Origin of the sequence: Streptomyces sp. NPDC001904, assembly GCF_040297005.1 — a bacterium.
Classification (GTDB): Bacteria; Actinomycetota; Actinomycetes; order Streptomycetales; family Streptomycetaceae; genus Streptomyces.
In genome coordinates, this window is record NZ_JBEOYI010000010.1 from 179525 (window position 1) to 195451 (window position 15927).

The window sequence follows — 15927 nt, forward strand, 5'->3', positions numbered from 1 at the left end:
GCCGCCTCGGGGCTCCGCTCCTCAAGCGCCGGAGGGGCTTGAACTACTGGATGGTCGACCGCAGGAAGTCGGTCGTTGCCGTCCAGGCCTTCGCCGCCGAGTCCGCGTCGTAGACCTCCGGGCGGCCGTCGTTGAAGAACGCGTGGTCCGCCGGGTACATGCGGAAGTCCGGGTCGATGCCGGACTGCTCCTGGATCGTGCGGCGCAGGCCGTCCAGGGTGGGGACGGGGACCGTCTCGTCGCGCTCCCCGTAGTGGCCGAGGATCTGCGCCCTGAGACCCGAGAAGTCGGGGACCTCGCCCTGGATGACGCCGTAGAACGGGACCGCCGCGCTCACCCGCGGGTCCTTCGCGGCCAGGTACAGCACGAAGCCGCCGCCCATGCAGAAGCCGACGGTGCCGACGGTGTCCGAGGTGACCTCGGGCAGGGCGAGCAGATGGTCCACGGCGCCCGACAGCAGGTCGACGCCGCTCTCCACCGGCAGTTCCCGCATCATCCGGAACGCCTCCTGGGAGTCGTGCGCGACGTTCCCGCCGTACAGGTCGGGGGCGAGTGCCACGAAGCCCTCGGCCGCCAGCCGGTCGGTGACGTCCGCGATGTGGTCGGTCAGGCCCCACCACTCCTGGATGACGATGACACCGGGCCCGCTGCCCGCGGGCGGCAGGGCCAGATAGCCGTGGGCGGGGGTGCCGTTGCTGTCGAACGTCACGTTCTGGCGGGCGGGCTTGCCGGTGGGCCGGGGGGATTCCGACATGAGGTGACTCCTGTGTGGTCCGGTGATCACTCCCACGATGCCACCCCGGCCGCCGGGCGACACGGAGGGGCCGCCGTCTCCCTGAGGACGGCGGCCCCTGGCCGGACGGCGGTCGGTGTCACATGTGGACGACCGGTGCCGCCGTCGCGTCCTGCCGCACAGCCCCACGCCGGTACAGCAGGAAGGTGATGACCGCGCCGGCGGCGAAGAAGCCCGCCGACCACCAGAACGCGGTCGTGTAGCTCTCGATCGTGGCCTGCGCCTGGGTCAGCTTGTCCGCCGGGTTGCGGCCCGTGAGGTAGCTGGTGGCGGCGCTCGCCGCGAGGGTGCTCAGCAGGGCGGTGCCGATCGAGCCGCCCACCTGCTGCATGGTGTTGACCGTCGCCGAGGCGACGCCCGCGTCCTCGGCGCCGATCCCGCTGGTGGCCAGCGACATCGCGGGCGGCATCACGGCGCCCAGGCCCGCGCCGATCACGAGCAGCTGCGGCAGTACGTGGGTGGAGAACCCGGAGTCGAGGCCGATCCCGGTCAGCCAGGCCATGCCGAGCGCGGCGACGGCGAACCCGCCGGGGATGATGATCTTCGGGCCGACCCGCGGCACCAGGACCGTGGTCGAGATCTGCGCCATGACCATCAGCGTGGCCATCATCGGCAGGAACGCGACACCGGTCTTGGTGGGGCTGAAGCCGAGGTTCAGCTGCAGGTAGTACGTGAGGAACAGGAACACGCCGAACATGCCCGCACCGGTGATCAGCACGGTGATGAACGAGGCGGCACGGTCCCGGTCGAGCAGGACGCGCATCGGCAGCAGCGGGTGCGCGGCCCGGGTCTGCCACCAGGTGAACGCCGCGAGCAGCACCCCGCCCGCGAGCAGGAAGCCCCAGGTCAGCGGGGAGCCCCAGTCGTGGGTCTCCGCGTTGCTGAACCCGTACACGACCGAGAACAGACCGGCCGAGACGAGCACCGTGCCGGGCAGGTCCAGCTTGGAGCCCGCGGCGTCGCGGTGGCTGCCCAGCAGCAGCCAGCCGCCCGCGAATGCGACGATCGCGAAGACGACGTTCACGTACAGCGTCCAGCGCCAGTCGAGCGCGTCGGTGAGCAGGCCGCCGAGCAGCAGGCCCACCGCGCCGCCCGCACCGGCGATCGCGCCGTAGACGCTGAACGCCTTGGCACGCTCCTTGGCGTCGGTGAACGTCGTGTTGAGCAGCGACAGGGCCGCCGGGGCGAGCAGGGCGCCGAAGACACCCTGCAGGGCGCGCGCCGTCACCAGCATCCCGAAGCCGGTGGAGGCGCCGCCGAGGACCGAGGCGCCCGCGAAGCCCGCGATGCCGATGAGGAAGGCCGGCTTGCGGCCGAAGAGGTCGGCGATGCGGCCGCCGAGCAGCAGGAGCGAGGCGAAGGCCAGCGCGTACGCCGTGACGATCCACTGCCGGTTGCCGTCGTTGAAGCCCAGGTCCTGCTGGGCCGAGGGGAGCGCGATGTTCACGATGGTCGCGTCGAGCACGACCATCAGCTGGGCGATGCCGATGATGCCGAGGATCCACCAGCGCTTGCGGGACACGTCGTGGGTGTCCTGCGGGCGCCGGGCGGAGGCGTCGGTGGCCTCGACCGCGGAGGTCTGAGACATGGGAGCCACTCCAGGGAAGTGAGAGGCGCGGCCGCATAAGAGCCGCGTAAGCTAAGTGAACGAAACGGTTTCGTTCCGGTCTTCGAGGATCGTAAGCCTCTCACTAGCGAAACGGCAACGTTTCGCTCGGTGGGTGACCGAGGTAACACCCCCGGAACGCGCCGATGCCCGGCGCTCCCGTGGGGGAGCGCCGGGCATCGGCGGTGCGGTGCGGCGGACTCAGCTGCTGCTCTTGGCCTTCTGCAGGGCCGAGATGCAGGTCGAGATCGCCTGCTGCAGCTCCTCCAGGCGCTGCAGCATGTCGTCCTCGACGATGTTGTCCATCTCCTCACCGTCGACGTCGTCGAAGGTCAGCTCCTCGAACGCCTTCGTCGCCTTCTGCAGGCTGCTGTAGAACTTCGCGCGCCGTTCCTGGACCCGCAGCTCGGGATCCTTCTCGACGGTCTCGGCGACCAGCGTGCGCACGCTGTCGTAGGCCTCCTGGGCCCACTCGCCCGTCTCCTCGTCCTCGTCCAGCTCGTCGATGAGGGAGAGATGGCGCTCGGCCTCTTCCCGCAGCGAGCGCGGAGCCTCGATCTTCTGCCCCGCGGGCGTCTTGACCTGCCCCTCCTCGACGATCTTCCGTACGTAGTCGAGCTGGCCGCCGGTCTTGCTCTCCTCGGCGACCGCCTTCTTCAGGTCGTCGGTGCGCACGATGTCCCGGGCCATTCCCGTACGGAGCACCGGGTCCTCACCGAGCCGGTCCATCAGTGCCTTGCGAGCGGCCTCGGCGGTGCCCGGGTCGGCGAGGATCGCGGCTCGCAGCGCCGTCGGGTTCTCCGCGACCTCCAGCGCCTTCGTCGGCCGGATGCCCTCCGCCTCGGCGGCCTCGGTGATCGCCTGGCCGCGCACGGAGGCGCCGCTGGAGCGCGATACGTAGTACGACAGCCAGACGTCGGCCTCGGGCAGCTCGATCTCGGTCCCCGGCGCCAGCGACTCGAACTGCGGCACGATGCCGTCGTCCGCCGCGCGGTCCCACGCCTTGTAGAAACGCATGACCCGGTCGGCCGAGCAGCCGGCGAGCTCCGCGAACCTGCGCGCCGAGACCTTGGCCGTCTCACCGGCCGGCTGTCCGCCGGGACGCACACTGCGCGCCACCTTCAGCGCGAACGCCCAGCCGCCGGTACGCGCGTACACGCCGAACTCGTGTGCGTCGCGGGCGATCGCCTCGGGCACCTCACCGGAAGCGTCCTCGGCGTCCTCGGTGTCCTCCGCGGCTTCGGGCTCTTCGGCCCCTTGATCCTGTCCCTGCGGCGCGACGGCGGCGGTGTCCGCCGGGGGCTGCCAGAAGTTGCCCGCCTCCTCGTCCGTCGTGCTCCCCTGCGCGTCGACCGCGGGCGTGGACTCCGCGGCCTGCGGCGGCACGGCGTCCTCGCCGGTCGGGGCCGCTGTTTCGGACGCGTCGATGGCTACGGTCACGTAGATGCTCCTGGGTGATCGGGCGCGGGTGGGTTGACGGACCACTTTATCGCTCCGATTGGGCTGATTTGCGCGTCAGTTGCCGCGTCGCGCGTCCCGGCCCCCGGGACCGCGGACGCCCCCGTGCCGGGCCCGTCGCTCGAGGCTCCCCCGCCCACGACCGACGGGCCCGGGCCTCTACCGTGTGCCGCGGCGGGAGAGCGGGCGCACGGGAGGCTCTGCGCAGCAGCATGCCAGGGCGGGCGTTTCGTTGAAGATGGGCCGACCGACCCTGTCGCGGGGCCGAACGGCCCGCTTTGCTCGGGCCGCCCGGCGATCAGCCGCCGCCCGGCCCGCGCAGAGCGGCGCGCGCCCGGGCGATCTCCTCGTACGCCTTGTCGCGGCCCTCCCAGTGGGAGCCGTCCACCGACTTCCCGGGCTCCAGGTCCTTGTAGACCTCGAAGAAGTGGGTGATCTCCAGGCGGTCGAACTCCGGGATGTCCTCGATGTCCTGGATCGAGGTGTGGCGCGGGTCGTGGGCGGGCACGCAGAGGATCTTCTCGTCGGGGCCCTTCTCGTCGCTCATCACGAACATGCCGATCGCCCGGCACTCGACGGCGCAGCCGGGGAACGTGGCGTCGTCGGTCAGCACCAGGGCGTCCAGCGGGTCGCCGTCCCCGCCGAGCGTGCCCTCGACGTAGCCGTAGTCCGCGGGGTACTGGGTCGAGGTGAACAGCATCCGGTCGAGGCGGATGCGGCCCAGGCCGTGATCCATCTCGTACTTGTTGCGGGAGCCCTGCGGGATCTCCACGATCACGTCGAACGCGTCGGCGTGTGCCTCACTGCCGCCCAAGGTGGCCTCCTTGCCCCATGGTCGCCCGTTTCGGTGCCCCGAGTGTGCGCCGAAGGCGGCAGGTGCGGAACCCCTCAGGCGCCGCGGGGGATGGCGAACTCCAGTTCCGGCCGGTCCCAGGCGACGGCCGGCGGACAGGCCGGTGCGGTACCGGTGCGGCGGGCCCCCACACTGAGGTAGAAGCCCTCGGCCGGCGGATGGGACACCACCCGTACGCGGTCGAGCCCGGCGGCGCGGGCCTCGTCCCGCATGTGGGCGACCAGCAGCCGCCCGATGCCGCGGCCCTGCGCCGTGTCCGCGACGAACATCAGGTCCAGCTCGGCCGGGTCGATCAGCAGCGAGTAGAAGCCGAGGATCCGCTCACCGTCCCCCTCCGCCCCGTCGACCGCCACGAAGACCGGGTGGGTGTCGATGTAGGCGGGGCCGACGCGGTAGCCCGCGACCATCGCCGCGTACCGGCCCTCGTAGGCCCTGGAGCCGCGCACGAGGCGGGTGAGGCGCTTGGCGTCCCGTGCGGTGGCCCGGCGGACCGTCACGGACGGCCCTCGTCCCGGGCGCGTAATGCTCGCAGTCATGGCACGAGTATTACGTATCGGAGGGGCCGGCCGGTCATGCCGTGGGGACCGTCCCATGGACCTGGCGCAGGAACGCGGCGTTGTCGGGGGTCTTGCGGAGCTTGTCCAGCAGCGCCTCGTAGCCGGAGCGGCCGTCACGTCCCTGAAGGGCCCGGCGCAGTCCGCTCACGACCGCCAGCTCGGCGGCGGGCAGCAGCAGCTCCTCCCTGCGGGTGCCGGACGGGGTGATGTCGACAGCGGGGAAGACGCGGGCGTCGGCGAGGGTGCGGTCCAGGCGCAGTTCCATGTTGCCGGTGCTCTTGAGCTCCTCGAAGTAGTAGTCGTCGGCGCGGGAACCGGTGTCGACCAGCGCCGTGGCGAGGATGGTCAGGGAACCGGCCTCCTCGGTGTTGCGGGCCGCTCCGAACAGCCGCTTGGGACCGAGCAGCGCGGCCGCGTCGACCCCGCCCGACAGGGTGCGGCCGCCCTTGGACGACGACGCCGCGGCGTTGTTGTGGGCGCGGCACAGACGGGTCAGCGAGTCGAGCAGGATGATCACGTCGACGCCCCGCTCGACGAGACGCTTGGCGCGCTCCACGGCGAGTTCGGCGAGCGCGATGTGGGTCTTGGCGGGCCGGTCGAAGGTCGAGGCGAGGACTTCGCCGCGCACCGAGCGGCGCATGTCGGTGACCTCCTCGGGGCGCTCGTCGAGGAGGACCACCATCAGATGGGCCTCGGGGTGACGGTCGGCGATCGCGGCGGCGAGCTGTTGCAGCAGGACGGTCTTTCCGGTCTTGGGCGGCGCGACGATCAGGCCGCGCTGCCCCTTCCCGACGGGCGCGACCAGGTCGACGACGCGGCCGGCGAGGCCGCCCGCGGGGCTGTCGAGGCGCAGCCTGCTCGCCGGGTGGAGCGGGGTGAGGTCGGCGAACCGCGGACGGCTGCGCGCCGTCTCGACGGGGAGGCCTTCGACGGTCTCGACCCGGGCGAGGGCGCGCGGCCTGCCGCACACGCCGGTGATGAAGTCACCGGCACGCAGGCCGCGTTGACGGACGAGCTGGGCCGGAACCTGGACGTCGTCCGATGTGGGGATCAGGCCGGGGGAGCGCAGAAATCCTGCCCCGTTCCCGGCGATGTCGAGGACGCCGGCCGCGCTCACGGCGGCTTCGGCGGACGGGGCGGCACCGGACTGTTCCGGCGCGCGGAGTGTGGTGGTGGTCATGGTCGATCAGGGTCCTTTCGCGGACTGCGGTCACGCGGGCAGAGAAGGGGGGATTCCGGCGATGCGGGCGACGGGCGGACAGAGTCACGCCCGGCCGGCCGGAGGAGAACCTGGAACAGGGGCGGGACGGAACCCGTCAGAACCTGTTGAACAGGGATGATGTGCGTCATGAGCGGTTCGTGCGCCGAAGGCGGCAACGTGCCGAGAACGATGACAGCGGGCGCTCACGCGCTGAGAAGAGAGATTCGGTACCGACGCCTCGATGGCCCGACGGGCAGAAGAGGAGGCGTACACATGTACCACTCGCAAGGTACCACGCCACCCCCGGTGCGTGGCAAGCCCGGATTTCCCGGGGCCGCCGACCTATGCTGAGCGGCCATGTTCACCCCTCAGGGCCCCACCCTCCGCGAACTGGCCGTTCAGGCGCTGTCGTCGGTCGAGCGCGGCTACGACCTGCTCGCGCCGAAGTTCGATCACACGCCGTTCCGGACCCCGGACGCCATCCTCGACCCGGTCGCGCGCGCCCTGCGCGACATGGGCCCCTACCGCACCGGGCTCGACCTGTGCTGCGGCACGGGAGCGGGGCTCGGAGTGCTGCGGGAGGCGGGCGTCGAGCGGGCCGTCGGGGTCGACTTCAGCGCCGGCATGCTGGACGTCGCGCGACGTGGCGAGCCCGCGGCGGTGTACGTGCGGGGAGACGCACTCGCCCTGCCGTTCGGGCCCGCGTTCGACCTCGTGGTCAGCTTCGGGGCGTTCGGGCACTTCCTGCCGCGCCAGCAGGCGGAGTTGTTCGCCCAGGTGCACCAGGTGCTGCGCCCCGGCGGGCAGTTCGTGTTCCCGATGCCCGCCCCCGCGCGGCCCGGCTCGCGCGGTTACTGGGCCATGCTCGGCTTCGACGCGGTGATGCGGGTGCGCAACGCGGTGTGGCACCCGCCGTTCGTCATGTACTACCGGGTGTTCCGGTTCGGCGACGTGCGCAGGGAGTTGGACCGCGCCGGCTTCGACCTGGAGCTGCGGGCGCTGCCCGAACTCGGGGAGCGGGCGGACGGCAGTCCCCGGTGCGGACTCGTCGTCGCCACGCGCCGGGCCCAGGGGTGACGTTCACGCGACGTAGCGTCAAAAACTCGTCACTGCACGTGAATTGTGTGCAAAGAATGCAGGGTATGACCGAGTTTTTTCACAAGAGGCTTTGAAATGGTCACGGGAAGGTCACTAGTGTCAGGGCTTCGACCTTCCACTTGGGCGATCACGCACATCAGGTGCGTGACGGTGGAGGGGCACCGTCCATGGGTTCGTGCCGGGACGGCTGGAAGAAGGAGCTCGCCTTCGTGGCGTCCCACCGTCGACCCAAGCAGCCGAGCCGCACCCGCGTGACCGTGCTCACCGCGACCGCCGCCGCTGCCGTGGCCCTCACGTCGCAGGCGGCCAACGCCGCCCCCAAGCCCGACAAGAGCGAGGTCAAGGCCAAGGTCGACAAGCTCTACGAAGAGGCGGAGCGGGCCACCAACCAGTACGACGGGGCCAAGGAGAACCAGGAGAAGCTGCAGAAGCAGATCGACCGGCTCCAGGACAAGGTCGCTCGCGAGCAGAGCGAACTGAACGAGCTGCGCACCGGTCTCGGCGCGATGGCCAGCGAGCAGTACCGCTCCGGCGGCATCGACGCCTCCGTGCAGCTCTTCCTCTCCGCCGACCCGGACGACTACCTCGACAAGGCGTCCACCCTCGACTCGCTCTCCGAACAGCAGCTGGAGTCGCTGAAGAAGGTCCAGGCGAAGCAGCGCACCCTCGCCCAGGAGCGCGCCGAGGCCGCCGAGAAGCTCAAGGACCTCGCCGACACCCGCACCGAACTGGGCAAGAAGAAGCGGGAGATCCAGGGCAAGCTGAGCGAGGCGCAGAAGCTGCTCAACTCCCTGACCGCCGCCGAGCGCCGGCAGATGGCCGACGCCGAGACGCGCGCCAGCCGCTCCTCCGCCAGCCGCGTGGACCTCGGCAACGAGGCGGCCGCCTCCAAGTTCGGCGCCGCCGCCCTGAGCGCGGCGGCCAGCCAGATCGGCAAGCCGTACGTCCGCGGCGGCACCGGCCCGAACTCCTACGACTGCTCGGGCCTGACCCAGTGGGCCTACGCGCAGGCCGGTGTCCAGATCTCCCGCGTCACGTACACCCAGGTCAACGAGGGAGCCCACATCGGCATGAGCGCCCTCAAGCCCGGCGACCTCGTCTTCTTCAACAACACCGAGCACGTCGGCCTCTACGCGGGCAACGGCCAGGTGATCCACGCCCCGTACCCGGGTGCCGTCGTCCGCTACGAGTCGATGAGCACCATCGGCAGCTTCCAGTTCGGCGTCCGCGTCGCCGGCTGACCGGGCGTCGACGGACGACGGGAGACACGGTGCGCAGGATCGGTGTCATCGGCGTGGGCGAGCTGGGACGGGCCCTCGTGGAGGGGCTCTGCGGCGGGAGCGACACGCCGCCGGAGGTGTTCCTCTCGCCGAGGAGCGCCCGTACCGCCGCCGGCCTCGCCGAGCGGTACGCGTCCGTCCGCGTCTGCGCCGACAACCAGGAGGTGGTGGACCGCGCCGACCTCGTGATCGTCGCCGTGCGCCGCGCCGACCAGGACGCGGCCCTCGCCGGGCTGCGCGTGTCCGACGACAAGATCGTGGTCAACGCCATGGCGGGCGTCCGCACCGACGCCCTGCGTCAACTCCTCGGCACCGGCGCCCCGGTGATCAGGGTGATCCCGCTGCCCACCGTCCGCGAACGCCGTTCCGTGACCGTGACCCATCCCTCGCACCCCGAGGTGGACGCCCTCTTCGAGCGGCTGGGCGGTGCGCTCCCCGTCGCGGACGAGGCCGCCTTCGACGTCTTCTCGACGCTGACGGGGACGCTGACCACCCACCTCGCCTACCTCGCCACGCTCACCACCTGGGCGGCGGAGCACGACGTCCCCGCCGCCGACGCCGAGCGTTACGTGCGGGGACTGTTCCAGGGCCTCGGCCGCGCGCTGGGCGACGACCGCCGTGGTCTGCGCCGGCTCGCCGCCGATCACGAGACCCCGAAGGGCAACAACGAACGCATCCGCACGACCTGGTTCGACGACGACAACGCCGACGCCCTGAAGAAGGCCCTCGACGGGCTCCTCGCCGATCTGGGCTAGCCCGCGTCACCGCCCCCGGGACGGAGCCGCGGCCTGCGCGGTTCTGCGCGGCGGGCGCGATGCCGGTGCCGTGTCCTGCGGGAACGTCAGCTGCTGCCCCATCCACTGCAGCGCGGGCCCGATCTCGCGCACCCAGGTCGTGAAGTGGTGGCTGCCACGCGGCAGGATGATCCGGGCCGACGTCATCGGCGCGCGGACCGCCTTGAGGAACTGCAGAGTGGGTCCGTAGTCCCGCTCGCCCTGCCTGCTGCTGGCCACCAGGACCGACACCCGCGGCACCGGCAGATGGTGCAGCCGCCAGGTCAGGTCGTGCCCTTGCCTGCGGCGCGCGGCGAGCGGTCCCGATCCGAACAGACTGCCCGTCGTCAGGTCGTCGCTGATCCGGTAGTCGGCCGACAGTGCGGCGGCCGACGTGTAGACCTTGGGGTTCCGCATCGCGAGTTGCAGGGCGCAGCTGCCGCCCGACGAGTAGCCGAGCGCACCCCAGGCGCTCGGGTCGTGCCCCACCCGGTACGCCGCCTCGACCGCCTCGGGCAGATCCTTGGTGAAAAACGTCTCCGCCTGCGGGCCGCCCGGCACATCCACGCACTCGGTGTCCCGGGGCGGCGCGATCGTCGGCCGCACCATCACGATCACCGTCGGCTGGAGACGGTTGGCCCGCTCCAACCGGCCCGCGGTCTGCGGCACATGGAGGAACGAGGCGAGATTCATGATGCCGCCCGGATAGCCGCTGATCGCCACGATCACCGGGAAGCGCTGCCGGTGGAACTGGTGCTGGAAGTACTGCGGCGGCAGATACACGAACGCCGGGTCGATGGCGCGGGTGCGCCGCCCGACGATGCGCACCGACTCCACCCGGCCCACCTTCGCGGGCGGCCCCACCGGCAGCCCCTTGACACGGTCCAGGCCCTGCGGACCGGCGGGCTGCACCAGCGCGGTGCGGCCGGCGTAGACGCCGCTTCCGGTGCCGAGTCCGGCGATGTGCGCGGGCGCGGTCGACACACGGCCGAGCAACTCGTCCCAGGTGCCGTAGAACTCGAACTCGCCGTTCACCGCCACCGCGCACGCCACGAGCACGGCGACCTGCGTCGTCACGATCGCCCCCAGCCGGCCGAGGACCGGCAGCGGTCCCCGGCCCGCGAGCCGTGGCCACACCCACACCGTCAGACCCACGCAGCCCATCGCCATCAGCACCGTCGCGTACAGCAACGCCCGACTCGTCAGGCCCATCCGCACCTCTCCTCCCGTCCGGGGCGGCGCACCGCCGAACCCGCAGCTTCCTCCGGTGAAGAGACCCCGCGAGGCAGGCCGGTTGGCCACGGCGCGCCTTCTTACCCTCCTCCTCACCGGCTCTTACTCCACCGCTGCCCGGCGTCCCTACGCTCGGCGCCTGTGAAACCTCGCCCTGCCGCCGTGGCCGGTCACACGTGCCTCCTCATCGGGCTCCTCGACATCGCGACGGCCGTCTTCCCGCACGTCCGCGTCACCCGCATCGAGCGCATCGCGCCGTACGTCCCCGGGCTCGCCGACGACATCGCCCGCGCCGCCGCACTCGCCTCGGGCCTCCTCCTCGTGCTGCTCGCGCGCGGACTGCGCCGCCGCAAACGGCGGGCCTGGGAGGCCGCCGTCGTGCTGCTCGCGGGGAGCGCCGTCGTCCAGGGGCTGCGCCATCACGCGTTCGTCGCCGCGGCCGTCTCCGCGCTGCTGTGCGCCGGACTCCTCGTGTTCCGGGGCGAGTTCCACGCCCGCAGCGATCCGCGCGGCCGGATCCGCGCCCTGAGCAATCTGCTCGTGCTCGGCACGCTCAGCTTCGGCATCGGCCTGCTGATCGTCGGGGTGCGCGCGGGCGACGAGGCCGGAGGCCGGATCTCGTTCGGCGACCGTGTACAGCAGGTGGCGTACGGGCTCGTGGGCGCGGGGGGACCACTGACGTACGCGTCCGATCGCGTCGGCGACGCCGTGCACCTGTCGCTGCTCGCACTCGGTCTGGTCACCGGCGCGACCACGACGTACCTCGTGCTGCGTCCCGTGCGGCTCGTGCCCGCGGACGGCTCGGCCCGGCTGCGCGCCCTCCTCGACCGTGAGGGGCGGCGCGACTCGCTCGGCTACTTCGCGCTGCGCGGGGACAAGTCCGTTCTGTTCTCGCCGACGGGCAAGGCCGCCATCGGCTACCGGGTCGTCTCCGGCGTCGCCCTCGCCGGCGGCGACCCGATCGGCGACCCCGAGGCGTGGCCCGGCGCCATCAAGGAGTTCCTCGGCCTCTGCGAGCGGCACGCCTGGACCCCCGCGGTCATGGGCTGCAGCGAGCTCGGCGGCCAGGTGTGGATCCGCGAAGGGGGCCTCAGAGCCCTGGAACTGGGCGACGAGGCCATCGTCGACTGCGCCGCCTTCAGCCTCTCCGGACGCGCCATGCGCAACGTACGCCAGATGGTGCACCGCATCGAACGCGCCGGATACTCCTGCCGCACCCGCCGCGTGCGCGACCTCGACGACGCCGAGAAGCAGCAGTTGCGGGAGGCCGCCGCGGCCTGGCGGGGGAGCGCCACCGAACGCGGGTTCTCCATGGCGCTCGGCCGCTTCGGCGACCCCACCGACGGGGACTGCGTCGTCGTCACCGCGCACCAGACGGACCCGGCCGGACACGAACAGGTGCGCGCCCTGCTGCACTTCGTTCCGTGGGGCGACGACGGACTCTCCCTCGACCTGATGCGCCGCGACCGCACCGCCGAACCGGGCCTGAACGAACTCCTCATCGTCGCCGCCCTGCGCGACGCGCCCGCCCTCGGCATCAGCCGTGTCTCCCTCAACTTCGCGGTCTTCCGCGCCGCGCTGGCCCGCGGTGAACGACTGGGCGCGGGACCGGTGCTCAGGGTGTGGCGGTCCCTGCTCGTCTTCGTCTCGCGCTGGTTCCAGATCGAGTCGCTGTACCGGTTCAACGCCAAGTTCCAGCCCGAGTGGCAGCCCCGCTTCGTCGTCTACCCCACCGCCCGTGACCTGCCGCGCATCGGCTGGGCCTGCCTCCAGGCCGAGGCGTTCGTGGTGCTTCCCCGGCCCGCGGAGCGGCTGCGCCAGTGGACGCGGGGACGCCGTCCGTTCACCCGGCCGCCGGGAGCGGGAACCGCACACCGCTCAGCCGCTCTGACACCTCCCACAGGCGGCGGCCGGTGACGGGCTCCACCCTGCCCGCCGCCCCGGGGCTCACCCGCCCGCCCGGTCCCGCGAGCGCCGCCGGGACCGCCGGCGCGACGGCCTCGGCCCCGCGCCCCCACCGGGCATCGGCGCACCGATAGCGGACCGGGGCCCGCGCGCCTAGCGTGGAACCGAAGCCGCCGGGCGCGTCGCCGCCCGGCACTCCCACGGAAGGGTGTCGCGTCATGTCCGTACGTCCCGAGGGCACGCCCATCTGGGCCGACGCCATGTATCCGGACCTGGAGGCGGCGAAGTCCTTCTACGCCGAGCTGTTCGGCTGGACCTACGACCCGGGAGCCGAGGAGTTCGGCAACTACACGCAGGCGAAGAACGCCGACGGCAAGCACGTCGCCGCCCTCGTGCCGCAGATGCCCGGCGCGGAGGGCGTCCCGCCGTCCTGGAACCTCTACCTCGCCGCCCCGGACGTCGCCGCCAGTGCCGGGAAGGTCACCGGCGCGGGCGGCACCCTGATGATGGAGCCGATGCCGGTCTCCGACTTCGGCACCATGGTCACCGTCCAGGACCCGGCCGGCGTCGTGTTCAGCCTCTGGCAGCCCGGCTCCCACGAGGGCTTCGAGGCGGTCAACGAACCCGGTGCGTTCTGCTGGGCCGAGGTCAACACCCGCGACGCCGCCAAGACCGACGCGTTCTTCACCTCCGTCTTCCCCTACGACGCCAAGAAGGTCGCCGACGAGCACGTCGACTTCCACGTCTGGATGCTCGACGACGCGCCCGTCCTCGGCCGGATGCAGATGGGGGACGGCTTCCCGGAGCACGTGCCGTCGTACGTCAACGTCTACTTCGTCGTCGAGGACTGCGACGACGCCGTGGCCACCGTGCAGCGCCTCGGCGGCAAGCTGCACTTCGGACCGATGGACAGCCCGTTCGGCCGGATGGCCTCGGTCGCCGACCCGCAGGGCTGCGCGTTCTCCGTCATCGACGTCACGAAGACCCAGGGCGAGATGCCGCCCATGGAGTGACGGTCAGCCGGACTCCGGCAGCGGGAACCCCAGCTCGGCCGCGGCCAGCCGGGGCGTCGGCTGCGCCCAGCGCTCCACCGCCGCAGGCGTCTGTGTGGACGACAGGGAGCGCAGTTCGGCGCGGTCGAGATACAGGGTGCCGTTGAGGTGATCCGTCTCGTGCTGCACGATGCGCGCCGGCCAGCCGCCGACCTCCTCGTCGACGGCACGCCCGTGCTCGTCCAGGGCGCGCAGCCGCACCCGCTCGTGCCGGGCGACCACCGCCTGGTAGCCCGGCACGCTCAGACACCCCTCGTAGAAGGCCACCCGCCGCCCGCCCGCATCCTCGTACGACGGATTGACCAGGACCCGGAACGGCTGCGGCACCCGGCCCCGGGCCGCCCGCACCTCCTCGGGCACCGTCGCCGCGTCCTCCACTACCGCGAGCCGCAGCGCCACCCCGATCTGCGGCGCGGCGAGCCCGACGCCCGGCGCCGCGTGCATGGTGCGGCGCATCACCTCGACGAGCCGGGCGAGCAGGGCGTCGGAGAGCTGTCCGTCGACGGGCTCGGCCGCGCGGCGCAGCACCGGGTCACCGGCGGTGACGATCGGCAGGGTGCCCGCGTCCGCGGCGGCGAGCAGGGCTTCGACCTGGTCATGGAGTGGCATCGTCGGCATCGCGCCAGCATGCCAAGCGCGATCACCGCTCGGCAACGCCGGACCGTGAGGTCGGCATGACGGCACGATGAACACATTGCAGGTTCGTGAACACGCTGCGCGTTCGGGAATGAACCGCCCTGAGCTGTGGGTTTGATCGTGAGGTGTGCTCAGGCGCACCGGAACGACGACGGAACACGACCCACCACGCGCGAAGGGGACCGGTATGACGCAGACGTACGAGGAGCACGGGGGCGCCGGCTCCGACGCCGGGACGCACCCGCTGGACAATCCCGCGTACGCCGCGCTGACCGGCCCGCACGCGCGCTTCGCCGAGCGGCGCGGGCGGATCCTGCGCTACCCGGCCGACGTCACGCCGTGGGTGGCCCTGCCCGACGGCCTCACGGACGCGGACTGGGCGGACCTCGCCGCGTTCGCCGGAGCCGACGGCACCGTGCCGGTCCTCGGGGTGCGCGAGGAACTGCCCGAGGGCTGGGAGGCCGTCTTCGACATCCCCGGCGTGCAGTTCGTCGACGACACGGTGGACGCGGCGCACGACCCGGAGGCGGTACGGCTGACCGAGGCCGACGTGCCGGAGATGCTGGACCTGGTGGCCCGCACCGAGCCGGGGCCGTTCGAGGTGCGCACCATCGAGCTCGGTACGTACCTGGGGATACGCCGCGACGGCGTGCTGGCCGCCATGGCGGGGGAGCGGCTGCACCCGCCGGGCTTCACCGAGATCAGCGCGGTCTGCACCGACCCCGCGTACCGCGGACACGGACTCGCCGGGCGTCTCGTGCGGGCCGTCGCCGCCGGGATCCGGGAGCGCGGCGAGACGCCGTTCCTGCACACCGGCGCGAGCAACACCAACGCGATCCGGCTCTACGAGGCGCTCGGCTTCCGGCTGCGGCGCACCACGCGGTTCCGCACCGCGCGGGTGCCCGCGGCCGTTCAGTCCTCCCGCGCGGCCTCGTTGTAGCGCACCAGGTAGTCGGCGAACCGTGCGAGATCGTCCGCCGGCCAGTCCGTCAGGCGGTCCCCGAAGAGCTGCCGGCGGCTGACCGTCACCTGCCGGAGGATCTCCGCGCCGGCCTCCGTCGGGTGCAGGACCTGGACCCGGTGGTCGTCCGGGTCCACGCGCCGCACCACGAGGCCGGACCGCTCCAGCGCGGAGACCTGGCGGCTGACCGTCGACTTGTCCAGCGCGTAGTGCGCCGCGAGGTCCGTCGCGCGGCAGCCGCCCTGCTCGTCGAGATGGCTGAGCAGGGTGTACGACACCAGGGACAGCTCGGGGTGGATGCGTGCCGCCGTCGCCCTGGCGCGACGCGCGAAGGACGTCAGCTCCCGCTGAATGACCTCCACGGCCGAGTCCCGCTCCCCGTCTCGTCGTTCGGGCTGTACCACGGGGCATCCTTTCGCCGGGTTCGTTGCAGTCTACAACTGGATGCGCGGGGGCGGCTGCGGGCCCCTGGACGGGTCGGGGCACGGGCCGCACCACCGCTGATGAGGTGGCGCACGAAG

The 15927-nt window shown here is 72.1% G+C and carries 15 protein-coding genes; 6 read left to right on the forward strand and 9 right to left on the reverse strand.

Annotation, left to right across the window (positions count from 1 at the left end; translation table 11 throughout):
• Positions 1-43: 43 nt before the first annotated feature.
• The 6 genes from ABT127_RS18880 to rho all read right to left on the reverse strand — a co-directional run bounded on the left by ABT127_RS18880 (position 44) and on the right by rho (position 6447).
• Positions 44-754 (reverse strand): dienelactone hydrolase family protein, encoded by a 711-nt coding sequence (locus ABT127_RS18880; RefSeq protein WP_351450970.1) that lies wholly within the window; start codon positions 752-754, stop codon positions 44-46.
• A 118-nt stretch (positions 755-872) separates the two neighbouring features.
• Positions 873-2381, reverse strand: coding sequence for an MFS transporter (locus tag ABT127_RS18885; RefSeq protein WP_351450973.1), 1509 nt, complete (start codon positions 2379-2381; stop codon positions 873-875).
• Positions 2382-2600: 219 nt separating this feature from the next.
• Complete coding sequence (locus tag ABT127_RS18890; protein WP_351450976.1) at positions 2601-3839, reverse strand: coiled-coil domain-containing protein; 1239 nt, start codon at positions 3837-3839, stop codon at positions 2601-2603.
• A gap of 316 nt (positions 3840-4155) precedes the next feature.
• A complete protein-coding gene (locus ABT127_RS18895; RefSeq protein WP_351450979.1) occupies positions 4156-4671 on the reverse strand; it encodes an inorganic diphosphatase in 516 nt (171 codons plus the stop codon).
• 74 nt (positions 4672-4745) lie between these two features.
• Positions 4746-5246, reverse strand: coding sequence for a GNAT family N-acetyltransferase (locus ABT127_RS18900; RefSeq protein ID WP_351450982.1), 501 nt, complete (start codon positions 5244-5246; stop codon positions 4746-4748).
• Between the two features lie 34 nt (positions 5247-5280).
• Positions 5281-6447 (reverse strand): transcription termination factor Rho, encoded by a 1167-nt coding sequence (gene rho, locus ABT127_RS18905; RefSeq protein ID WP_351450985.1) that lies wholly within the window; start codon positions 6445-6447, stop codon positions 5281-5283.
• Positions 6448-6825: 378 nt separating this feature from the next.
• Between rho and ABT127_RS18910 the strand changes: the two genes are divergently transcribed.
• The 3 genes from ABT127_RS18910 to ABT127_RS18920 all read left to right on the forward strand — a co-directional run bounded on the left by ABT127_RS18910 (position 6826) and on the right by ABT127_RS18920 (position 9601).
• Positions 6826-7545: a class I SAM-dependent methyltransferase gene (locus ABT127_RS18910; RefSeq protein ID WP_351450988.1), complete on the forward strand. Its 720-nt coding sequence runs from the start codon at positions 6826-6828 to the stop codon at positions 7543-7545.
• Positions 7546-7775: 230 nt separating this feature from the next.
• Positions 7776-8807 carry a C40 family peptidase gene (locus ABT127_RS18915; RefSeq protein WP_351451227.1) on the forward strand — a complete coding sequence of 344 codons (1032 nt, stop codon included), beginning with the start codon at positions 7776-7778 and terminating at the stop codon, positions 8805-8807.
• Positions 8808-8836: 29 nt separating this feature from the next.
• The gene (locus ABT127_RS18920; RefSeq protein WP_351450991.1) at positions 8837-9601 is read left to right on the forward strand and encodes an NAD(P)-binding domain-containing protein; all 765 of its coding nucleotides are present in this window, start codon (positions 8837-8839) and stop codon (positions 9599-9601) included.
• A 6-nt stretch (positions 9602-9607) separates the two neighbouring features.
• Here the strand turns inward: ABT127_RS18920 and ABT127_RS18925 are convergent, their stop codons facing one another.
• On the reverse strand, positions 9608-10831 hold the full coding sequence (locus ABT127_RS18925) for an alpha/beta hydrolase (protein ID WP_351450994.1): 1224 nt from the start codon (positions 10829-10831) through the stop codon (positions 9608-9610).
• A 162-nt stretch (positions 10832-10993) separates the two neighbouring features.
• Between ABT127_RS18925 and ABT127_RS18930 the strand changes: the two genes are divergently transcribed.
• Entirely contained in the window at positions 10994-12769 is a 1776-nt protein-coding gene (locus ABT127_RS18930; protein ID WP_351450997.1) for a phosphatidylglycerol lysyltransferase domain-containing protein, read from the forward strand.
• A gap of 206 nt (positions 12770-12975) precedes the next feature.
• Positions 12976-13770, forward strand: coding sequence for a VOC family protein (locus tag ABT127_RS18935; protein ID WP_351451000.1), 795 nt, complete (start codon positions 12976-12978; stop codon positions 13768-13770).
• A gap of 3 nt (positions 13771-13773) precedes the next feature.
• On the opposite strand, the gene def is transcribed toward ABT127_RS18935, so the two are convergent.
• Entirely contained in the window at positions 13774-14427 is a 654-nt protein-coding gene (def, locus tag ABT127_RS18940) for a peptide deformylase (protein ID WP_351451003.1), read from the reverse strand.
• A gap of 205 nt (positions 14428-14632) precedes the next feature.
• Between def and ABT127_RS18945 the strand changes: the two genes are divergently transcribed.
• Positions 14633-15385 carry a GNAT family N-acetyltransferase gene (locus tag ABT127_RS18945; RefSeq protein WP_351451006.1) on the forward strand — a complete coding sequence of 251 codons (753 nt, stop codon included), beginning with the start codon at positions 14633-14635 and terminating at the stop codon, positions 15383-15385.
• Here ABT127_RS18945 and ABT127_RS18950 read toward each other — a convergent pair.
• Positions 15358-15810 (reverse strand): MarR family winged helix-turn-helix transcriptional regulator, encoded by a 453-nt coding sequence (locus ABT127_RS18950; protein ID WP_351451009.1) that lies wholly within the window; start codon positions 15808-15810, stop codon positions 15358-15360. The two genes, ABT127_RS18945 and ABT127_RS18950, sit on opposite strands and share 28 nt — an antisense overlap.
• Positions 15811-15927 lie beyond the last annotated feature (117 nt).